7 protein-coding genes are annotated in these 9027 nt (G+C 47.3%); all 7 read left to right on the top strand.

From position 1 onward, the window contains the following. Window positions 1-188: 188 nt before the first annotated feature. The 7 genes from xylB to P8O70_04545 all read left to right on the top strand — a co-directional run bounded on the left by xylB (window position 189) and on the right by P8O70_04545 (window position 8768). The gene (gene xylB / locus P8O70_04575; GenBank protein MDG2196155.1) at window positions 189-1652 is read left to right on the top strand and encodes a xylulokinase; all 1464 of its coding nucleotides are present in this window, start codon (window positions 189-191) and stop codon (window positions 1650-1652) included. Between the two features lie 810 nt (window positions 1653-2462). Continuing rightward, window positions 2463-3767 (top strand): sugar ABC transporter substrate-binding protein, encoded by a 1305-nt coding sequence (locus P8O70_04570; GenBank protein ID MDG2196154.1) that lies wholly within the window; start codon window positions 2463-2465, stop codon window positions 3765-3767. Between the two features lie 48 nt (window positions 3768-3815). Continuing rightward, window positions 3816-4673 (top strand): sugar ABC transporter permease, encoded by an 858-nt coding sequence (locus tag P8O70_04565; GenBank protein ID MDG2196153.1) that lies wholly within the window; start codon window positions 3816-3818, stop codon window positions 4671-4673. Next, entirely contained in the window at window positions 4673-5485 is an 813-nt protein-coding gene (locus P8O70_04560; protein MDG2196152.1) for a carbohydrate ABC transporter permease, read from the top strand. The genes P8O70_04565 and P8O70_04560 overlap by 1 nt, the downstream gene beginning before the upstream one ends. Before the next feature lie 11 nt (window positions 5486-5496). Further along, complete coding sequence (locus P8O70_04555) at window positions 5497-6501, top strand: ABC transporter ATP-binding protein (protein MDG2196151.1); 1005 nt, start codon at window positions 5497-5499, stop codon at window positions 6499-6501. After that, on the top strand, window positions 6498-7277 hold the full coding sequence (locus P8O70_04550) for an L-iditol 2-dehydrogenase (GenBank protein ID MDG2196150.1): 780 nt from the start codon (window positions 6498-6500) through the stop codon (window positions 7275-7277). The genes P8O70_04555 and P8O70_04550 overlap by 4 nt, the downstream gene beginning before the upstream one ends. A gap of 15 nt (window positions 7278-7292) precedes the next feature. Then, window positions 7293-8768 carry a mannitol dehydrogenase family protein gene (locus tag P8O70_04545; protein MDG2196149.1) on the top strand — a complete coding sequence of 492 codons (1476 nt, stop codon included), beginning with the start codon at window positions 7293-7295 and terminating at the stop codon, window positions 8766-8768. Window positions 8769-9027: the final 259 nt, after the last annotated feature.

The following is a 9027-nucleotide window of genomic DNA, read 5'->3' as shown; positions in this document are numbered from 1 at the left end:
GACTATCGCCGCGCAATGTCACGGGTCTATGCACGTCGTGCCTTGACCAAGGTTGGTCTCTAATTCTCTCTATTTTGAGGGGAATTTGTAATGCTCTCCCCTCAAACCCCCCACGTTCTCCAAGAACTTTTTAGTTCGCCTCTACGATTCTCACGGCGACCATCTTTCACATTCTACAGAGGTTTCCCATGTACCTCGGTATCGATCTTGGCACTTCTGCTGTCAAACTCCTCTTACTTAGTCCTGAGCAGCAGGTCTTAGCCGAAGCCAGTATTACTTTGACTGTACAGAGACCCCAGTCACTTTGGTCCGAGCAGGAGCCAGAAGCCTGGTGGCATGCTGTTCAAGCAGGCATTGAGGAACTTTGTAAGCAACATTCGCTGGCTCAGGTCAAGGGCATTGGCCTCTCTGGACAGATGCATGGGGCTACACTTCTAGATGCTCAGCAACAGGTTTTACGCCCAGCAATCCTTTGGAACGATGGGCGTTCTAATACTGAATGTGAATTCTTAGAGCGGCAAATTCCAAATGCACGTCAAATCACTGGTAACCTTGCAATGCCTGGATTCACTGCACCCAAGCTGCTTTGGCTACAGCGAGAAGAGCCGGCATTATTTGAAAAAGTGGACAAGGTCTTATTGCCAAAAGACTTTCTGCGTTTGCAGCTCAGCGGCGAAATGGTTTCAGAAATGTCAGATGCTGCGGGGACCCTCTGGTTGGATGTTGAAAAAAGAGACTGGTCAAATGTCATGTTGTCAGCAACAGGTCTCTCTCGACATCATATGCCAAGGTTGATTGAAGGAACCGAATCTTCAGGATTATTGCTGCCAGAGTTGGCAAAACGCTGGGGTATTAACGGTCAGCCTTTGATTGCAGGAGGCGCAGGAGATAATGCAGCAGGTGCCGTTGGGATTGGTGCGATCCAACCTGGGTCTGCTTTTTTGTCTCTTGGAACTTCAGGAGTATACTTTGTTGTTACACCCTCTTTCCTGCCAGCTCCAGAACAAGGTGCCCACGCTTTCTGTCATTGTCTGCCTAGGACATGGCATCAAATGGGAGTCATCCTGAGCGCAGCTAGTTGTTTGAGTTGGTTATCCCAGATGATTGGACGTAAAGAAGCTGACTTGCTGAATGCCTTGCAACAGGACCCAGTACTAACTGGTGCACCATTGTTTCTGCCTTATCTTTCCGGAGAGCGAACCCCACATAACGACTCTCAGGCTCAAGGTGTATTCTTCGGTCTGAATCACAATCATGATGCCCGACATTTGACTCAAGCAGTCTTGGAAGGTGTGTCCTGTGCTTTCGCTGATTGCCAGCAGGTGCTTGTTGAAGCAGGCGCAGAGATTGGTGAGGTTTCTTTGATTGGTGGTGGAGCCCGTAGTCATACTTGGGGACAGATATTGGCGACAATGCTGCAGCGTCCGCTCATTCGACACAGTGGTACCGAGTTGGGAGCAGCCTTTGGAGCAGCCCGCCTAGGATTAGTAGCTGCAGAGGGAGGTGATCCAGTCTCAATTTGTTCTCGTCCTCCCATTGCGGGAGTTCTAGAACCTCAACCAGAGTTGTTTGAGAACTATCAAAATCTATTGATGCGTTATCGTCGACTTTACCCCGCTTTGCAGGAAGAATTTCAGAGGAAACATAACTAGCCAAGTTACTGTGCGCAAATTTCCGTCAGACAAATTTTGATTGACATCTGAAATAGAGTGACAAGGTTTATTCCCCCTTGCAAAGGGAAGACGTATTTCTGGTTACCTCAGTCTTGTCCAAATTCTTTTATTCCTACCGGTCCCATTGAGCAGGATATGTTTTTGATTAAAAAAATATTTAATCTAAATGAAACAAGTAGTAGATTTGTTTTTCTGAAAAATAACTGAATTAAATAATCATCCAATCAGAGTCTTTCTCGATAGATAAAAAAATAGGATAAAGAGATATCCACTGATTTAGATGAGATAAGTTTAATGAGTTGACTAATCAAATCACGTTTGTAAGGCTTTTTTCGCTGCTTGCTCACAAATATGCTTTTTAAGCAAGGTGAGTGGTCTGCCTAGAAAACTTGGGGAGGAGGTTGATGTTGATTGGATACAGCGGAGTTATTAATTGTTTCTGCTAGATAACATTTATCTACCTAGTAGAGTAGTAACATAACGAAATTGATACCTCATCAACAGAAAATACCCTCGCAAAATTTCCTCAAGTATTTTTCTTTGTAAACGCACATCATTCGGAATGAGAAAGTTTGAATGTTCTTCAGCTTTCACAGTGGCTTCCAATTATTTCCCAGCAAACCACTAAAGAACTGATGGACTGTTCCCAAAAGTACCATGAGGTGCGGGGTCAATGTGCGATTAGGTAGTAGCGGAGCCTTTTAGTGGTCTTTAAACGAGACAGAAAGGTTTATCAAAGTGTTCAAAAATCTCTTGATTAAGAGAAAATCCAATAATTCTGGAGGCAGAATGAAAGCATTGAAAGCGATGTTCATCGCAGCTCTGGTTGGTGCTAGTGCCACGATGACAGCTTATGCAGAGAAGTTGACGATTGCTACGGTGAACAACTCCGACATGATCATCATGCAGGAGCTGTCCTCCGAGTTCACAAAGAAAACCGGTCATGAGTTGAACTGGGTGACCTTGGAAGAGAATGTATTGCGCCAGCGTGTGACGACCGATATCGCTACAGGCGGTGGCCAGTTTGACATCATTACCATAGGTGCCTACGAAGCGCCAATGTGGGGCAAGGACGGCAAGCTTGTTCCCTTAAGCGACATGCCTGCCAGCTACGACATGGATGATGTCTTCCCAACGGTACGGGATCTACTATCGCACAATGGAGTGATCTACGCTCTGCCGTTCTATGCAGAGAGTTCATTCACTTTCTACCGTAAAGACTTGTTTGCAAACGCTGGATTGACCATGCCAGCAGAGCCTAACTACCGACAATTCCGCGCCTATGCAGAAGCACTGCATGATCCTGAAAATGGTGTGTATGGCGTGTGTCTGCGTGGAAAAGCAGGTTGGGGTGAGAACATGGCCTACGTGACCACCATGGTTAATGCCTTTGGCGGCCGCTGGTTTGATATGAACTGGCGACCACAGTTGGATTCTCCAGAGTGGAAAGAAGCGCTGACCTACTATGTTGACATCCTGAATAACTTTGGACCTCCAGGAGCAAGCTCTAACGGACACAATGAAAACCGTGCCTTGTTTGCCAGTGGCAAGTGCGGAATGTGGGTAGATGCAACCTCAGCTGCTGGTTACATCTACAACCCAAGTGACTCCAAGGTTCACGACAAGACTGACTTTACCCGTGCACCTTCTGCTCGTACCGACCGTGGTACTGGTTGGGCTTGGGCTTGGGCGCTTTCCATTCCAAAGTCTTCCAAGAAGACGGATGCTGCCAAGCAGTTCTTGGCGTGGTCAACCTCCAAGGAGTATGTAGACTTGGTTGGTGAGCGAAAAGGCTGGACCGTAGCTCCTCCAGGAACACGCAAGTCAACCTACAACGATAACTACTACAAGGCTGCTCCTTTTGCACGAACCGTGTTGAATTCAATCATGGCTATGGACCCAACAAAGTCGACATTGCTGCCCGTACCCTACACAGGTGTACAGTTCGCAGCCATTCCTGAGTTCCAGTCCATCGGAACACAGGTGGGTCAGTTTGTAGCCGCTGCGGTAGCTGGTCAAATGTCTGTAGACGAAGCCCTGGAGAAATCACAGTCTGCTACAGATCGCATCATGCGCCAAGCTGGATACTATTGATCTGATCAACTCTGATCGGTTCTAATTTTCTCTAAGCCGGGCATCTGAATGAAACTAAGAGTACTTTCTGATTATCCAGCAATCGTTGTGCTGCTCATTTGGATGCTTGGTCCCCTCATCGCTACGATCTACTACTCTCTCATTCGCTATAACCTGCTGAATCCACGTATCAAGGGATTTGCGGGTATTGAGAACTACGAGTTTCTGCTCACTGATTTTGTTTTTACTGATTCGATTTACAATTCTATTCAGTTACTGGGGAGCATCATTGGCATCACAGTAGTGTTGGGATTATTGATTTCTTACTTGTTGGATCAAGATCTTTACGGGGGGCGATTATTACAGTTGGTCATCATTTCGCCCTTTTTCGTGATGCCTACGGTCAGCGCATTGATTTGGAAGAATCTGTTGATGCATCCAGTCAACGGCTACTTCACGTACCTACTTGGTCTTTTCGGACTACCTCCAATCGATTGGTTTGCTGATATCCCACTTGGCTCTATCATCATCATTGTTTCTTGGAACTGGTTACCCTTTGCTGTCTTGGTGTTTATCACGGCACAACAATCCATGAGCTTGGAAATTAAAGAAGCATCCAAGATGGACGGTGCCGGGCACTTAGCTTTTTTCTTCCAGATTTACTTGCCACATCTGGGAAAGGCTATCGGGGCGGTAGTGATGATCCAGATGATCTTTCACCTGAATATTTTTGCAGAAATCTTTACCACAACGACTGGGGGGCCTGGCACACAGACCACAAATTTGGCCTTCCTTGTCTATCGTAAGGCACTACTAGATTTTGATATTGGGGGAGCCTCAGCTGGTGGAATCATCTCCATTGTTTTTGCCAACATTGTCGCGATCTTCCTGCTACGGATGATTGCCAAGAACATGAATTCTGACTGATGAAATCCAATAGAGTTCTGCTATCAATCCTTGGTTGGGTGATCGGTTTCATCATCTTCTTCCCAATCCTTTGGATGGTGATGGCTAGTCTTAAGACAGAGATTGATGCTGTTGCTACACCTCCCAGCTTCTTCTTCACACCCACTCTGGAGAATTATTTTGTTGTACAGAATCGAAGCAACTACCTGAATTACGCTTGGAACTCCATCGTGATTTCAGTGTTTGCGACCTTATTGGCGATCCTGATTGCTGTACCAGCAAGCTATAGCTTTGCCTTCCGACCAACCAAGCGTACAAAGTTCAAGCTGGTCTGGATTCTTTCGACTAAGATGATGCCTCCCGTTGGAGTGTTGATTCCGATGTACTTGTTTTACAAGAACATGGGGCTGCTGGATACGCATCTGGGCTTGATTCTGATTTACACATTGATGAACCTACCGATTGTCATCTGGGTGCTCTATACCTATTTTAAAGATATTCCACAGGAAATTTTGGAAGCAGCCCAGATGGAATGTGATGGTCTTTTGAAAATTTTTCTTTATATATTGCTTCCGTTGTCAAAATCAGCGATCTTCTCCACGAGTTTGTTGAGTATTGTGTTGATCTGGAACGAGTCTTTCTGGAGCTTGAACCTGACAGCATTTGAAGCGGCTCCGTTGACAGCCTTCATTTCTTCCTATTCCAGTCCGGAAGGGTTGTTCTGGGCTAAGCTTTCAGCGGCCTCCACCCTGGCGATCCTGCCGATCATGTTCCTTGGTTGGGTGACCCAGAAGCAAATGGTGAAAGGACTGACCCTCGGGGCAGTCAAATAAGGGAAAAAGACATGGGTAGCATTAATTTAGTAGGCGTTTCCAAATCGTTTGGGGATGTATTAGTCATTCCTTCAGTAGATCTTGAGGTCAATGAAGGAGAGTTTGTCGTATTCGTTGGCCCTTCTGGAAGTGGTAAGTCCACCTTGTTGCGGCTAATTGCTGGCTTGGAGGAAGTTTCCAAAGGCAGGATCGAATTTAATGGTCAGGATATGACCAACCTTGCACCTGCCAAGCGTGGCTTAGCAATGGTCTTTCAGTCCTACGCCCTGTATCCGCACATGAGTGTGCGCGAGAACATCGGATTTCCCCTGAAGATGGCGAGCATGCCGAAGAGCGAGATTGCTGCAAAGGTCCAAGAGGCTGCCAAGATCCTCAACCTGAGTGAATATCTGGAGCGCAAGCCTCGGCAGCTATCTGGTGGGCAGCGTCAGCGGGTTGCGATTGGTCGAGCAATTGTACGCCAACCGAAAGCTTTTCTTTTTGACGAACCTCTCTCAAATCTGGATGCAGCACTCCGGATCAATATGCGCCTGGAGATCATGGAGTTGCATCAACAATTGAAGACAACGATGATCTACGTTACTCACGATCAGGTGGAAGCGATGACGATGGCTGATAAGATCGTGGTGCTGGATCAAGGTAATATTGAGCAGGTGGGTAGCCCGATGGAGCTTTATCACTCACCGGATAACCTCTTCGTTGCTGGCTTTATTGGGGCACCCAAGATGAATTTTCTCAGTGGTGGAGAAGCTAGTCGCTATGAAGCTACAACGATTGGAGTTCGTCCTGAGCACGTTCAAATTTCTACTTCTTCAGGACTGTGGACAGGCAAAGTTGGAGTTTCAGAACACTTGGGTTCAGACACCTTTTTACATGTTAATGTGGAAGGTCAGAAGAGTCCTTTGACTGTTCGTGCAGATGGAGATGTTCGACTAAATTATGGTGATACCATCTACCTGAATCCTGAAGAGGATAAAATCCACAAATTTGATAACAATGGGAAGGGAATTCGATGAAACTGGCAGGTAAGACGGCAATTGTCACAGGTGGTGGCAGTGGCATTGGCCGCGCTGTCTCCTTGCGCTATGCACAGGAAGGAGCAAGCTGTGTTGTCGCAGATGTAAAGCTGTCGCTAGCGGAAGCTGTTGCGAAGGAAATTCAAGCAAATGGTGGCAGCACCTTGGCGGTCAGTATGGATGTGACCAAACAGGTGGATATCGATCAGACAATTCAAGCAGCTACCAAGGCTTTTGGTCAAGTCGATATTCTTTTCAATAATGCAGGAATTTTCGAGATGGCTCCACTACTGGATTCTTCTCGAGAAAGTTACGATCGGCTCTTTGACATCAACGTCAAGGGAATGTTCTTCATGATGCAAGCGGCTGCAGCTCACATGGTTGAGAAAGGCATCTGTGGTAAAATCATTAATCTCTCTTCACAAGCAGGTCGACGTGGGGAGGCCCTGGTAGCTCACTACTGTGCAACCAAGGCGGCTGTTTACAGCTATACTCAATCAGCAGCACTGGCAATGGCTCCACATCATATCAATGTTAATGGCATTGCTCCTGGGGTGATTGATACTCCGATGTGGGCAACAGTCGATGGCCTCTTTGCGCGCTACGAAAGCCGACCCATTGGAGAGAAAAAGCGACTGGTTGGTGAGGCTGTTCCTCTTGGCCGTATGGGAAGTCCCAATGATATCGAAGGAGCAGCTGTTTTCCTTGCTTCTGCTGATGCAGACTATATTACAGCACAGACGCTCAACGTCGATGGCGGCAACTGGATGAGTTGACCTTCCAAAATTTTCATGACTATTCGACTCTCTCGGGCAGCCCTGCCCTCATTCCCCTCTCAGATCTTAGTTCCTAACTATTCTCCTAAGCAGCTCAAGCCGGGGATTGTCCACATTGGTGTGGGCAATTTCCATCGGGCACATCAGGCGGTCTATCTGGACCAACTGTTCCGACTTGGCAAATCTCTTGACTGGGCTCTGGTTGGTACAGGTGTGATGTCTGGTGATCGTGTGATGGGTCAAACTCTGGCACAGCAGGACTACTTGACTACAGTAGTGGAACAATCGGCTGCTGGTTACAAAGCAACTGTAACGGGATCAATGATCGATTTTCTTCCACCAGCAGATCTTGCAAACATTGAGAGGCTTGCAGACCCAAGCATCCGAATTGTTTCATTGACGGTCACGGAAGGAGGCTACTTCATTAATCCAGCAACGGGAGAGTTTGATCCAAACCAACCAGCATTGAAAAAGGATGTAGCGAGTCCAGAGACACCGACCACAGCTTTTGGGTTGATTTTGGCTGGTTTGCGTACCCGTTTGGTAAGAGGTATTTCACCCTTTACCGTGATGTCCTGCGATAATCTACTGCACAACGGCAATGTCACTCGCAATGCCGTGGTTGGCCTAGCCGAAATGCAAGATTCCAAATTGGCTTCCTGGGTTGAGCGTGAGGTGGCTTTTCCCAATGGAATGGTGGATCGTATTACACCTGCTACCTCTGATCGGGAAAGAACGATCTTGCGGGAGGAGTTTGGTATTGAGGACGGATGGCCGGTTTTCTGTGAAAATTACATTCAGTGGGTCTTGGAAGATCACTTTCCGCTGGGGCGACCAGAATTGGAAGCTGTTGGGGTGACTTTTGTGCCGGACGTGACCCCTTATGAGCATATGAAGCTGAGGATTCTGAATGCGGGGCATGCTTCGATTGCCTATGTGGGAGCCCTACTGGACAAACACTTTGTCCACGAGGCGATGGCGCATCCGCTAATCTACCGTTACCTTGAGAAGATAGAGATGGAAGAGATTTTACCATCAGTTCCTCCAGTACCCAATACCGATCTGCAGGCTTATCTTCAGTTGATTCTAGAGCGGTTTGCCAATCCAAAAATTGGAGATACCATCGCTCGACTTTGCTTTGATGGCTCCAACCGACAGCCCAAGTTTGTGTTGCCCTCCACTCGAGATCGTCTGCGAGCGGACAACTCTGTGACTGGTCTGGCGCTGGAGTCTGCACTCTGGTGTCGATACTGGGGAGGGCTCTCTGAAGGTGGAAAAGACATGCAACCAGAAGACAGTCAGGCAGATCGACTGCGCAAGCTGGCAGAACGATCCAAAACAGAACCACTGGCTTTCCTGGAATTACAGGACGTCTTTGGCGATCTCTCAGAGTCTAAAGCTTTCCAACAAAGCTTCCAAAATGCCCTGCAGCACCTGTGGCAGCATGGTACCGCAAATACCCTGCAAAGCTACCTCGATGATCAGCTCTGATTCACTATCATTCCTGCCGTCTTAGTTCTTGGTTCTTTTCATGTGGCTCTGAATTTTCCAAGCTGCCACATTTCATCAGATAAGGCATCGTATTCTGGTATCTGGGCTTCCGGGTTCCATTCAAGTGAGGGCAAGATTGGCTATTGCGTCTAAGTGCTCTAGAGAGTACCTAAAATAATAGGCGTTGCTGTCACTAGCTCTACAAAACAGATTTCTCTCTTTTCTCTTCGTTTGGGTGCAGACAGGTAGTTTGAGGGAC

It is taken from the genome of SAR324 cluster bacterium (genome assembly GCA_029245725.1).
Classification (GTDB): Bacteria; SAR324; SAR324; order SAR324; family NAC60-12; genus JCVI-SCAAA005.
Note: the sequence above shows the minus strand (reverse complement) of the source record. Positions and strands in the feature narration are given on the sequence as shown.

What these genes read in the sequence shown, in the direction of transcription:
- P8O70_04570 (MDG2196154.1), top strand. Translation starts at nt 2,463, where the DNA reads ATGAAAGCATTGAAAGCGATGTTCATCGCAGCTCTGGTTGGTGCTAGT.
- P8O70_04550 (MDG2196150.1), top strand. Translation starts at nt 6,498, where the DNA reads ATGAAACTGGCAGGTAAGACGGCAATTGTCACAGGTGGTGGCAGTGGC.
- P8O70_04560 (MDG2196152.1), top strand. Translation starts at nt 4,673, where the DNA reads ATGAAATCCAATAGAGTTCTGCTATCAATCCTTGGTTGGGTGATCGGT.
- P8O70_04545 (MDG2196149.1), top strand. Translation starts at nt 7,293, where the DNA reads ATGACTATTCGACTCTCTCGGGCAGCCCTGCCCTCATTCCCCTCTCAG.
- xylB (MDG2196155.1), top strand. Translation starts at nt 189, where the DNA reads ATGTACCTCGGTATCGATCTTGGCACTTCTGCTGTCAAACTCCTCTTA.
- P8O70_04565 (MDG2196153.1), top strand. Translation starts at nt 3,816, where the DNA reads ATGAAACTAAGAGTACTTTCTGATTATCCAGCAATCGTTGTGCTGCTC.
- P8O70_04555 (MDG2196151.1), top strand. Translation starts at nt 5,497, where the DNA reads ATGGGTAGCATTAATTTAGTAGGCGTTTCCAAATCGTTTGGGGATGTA.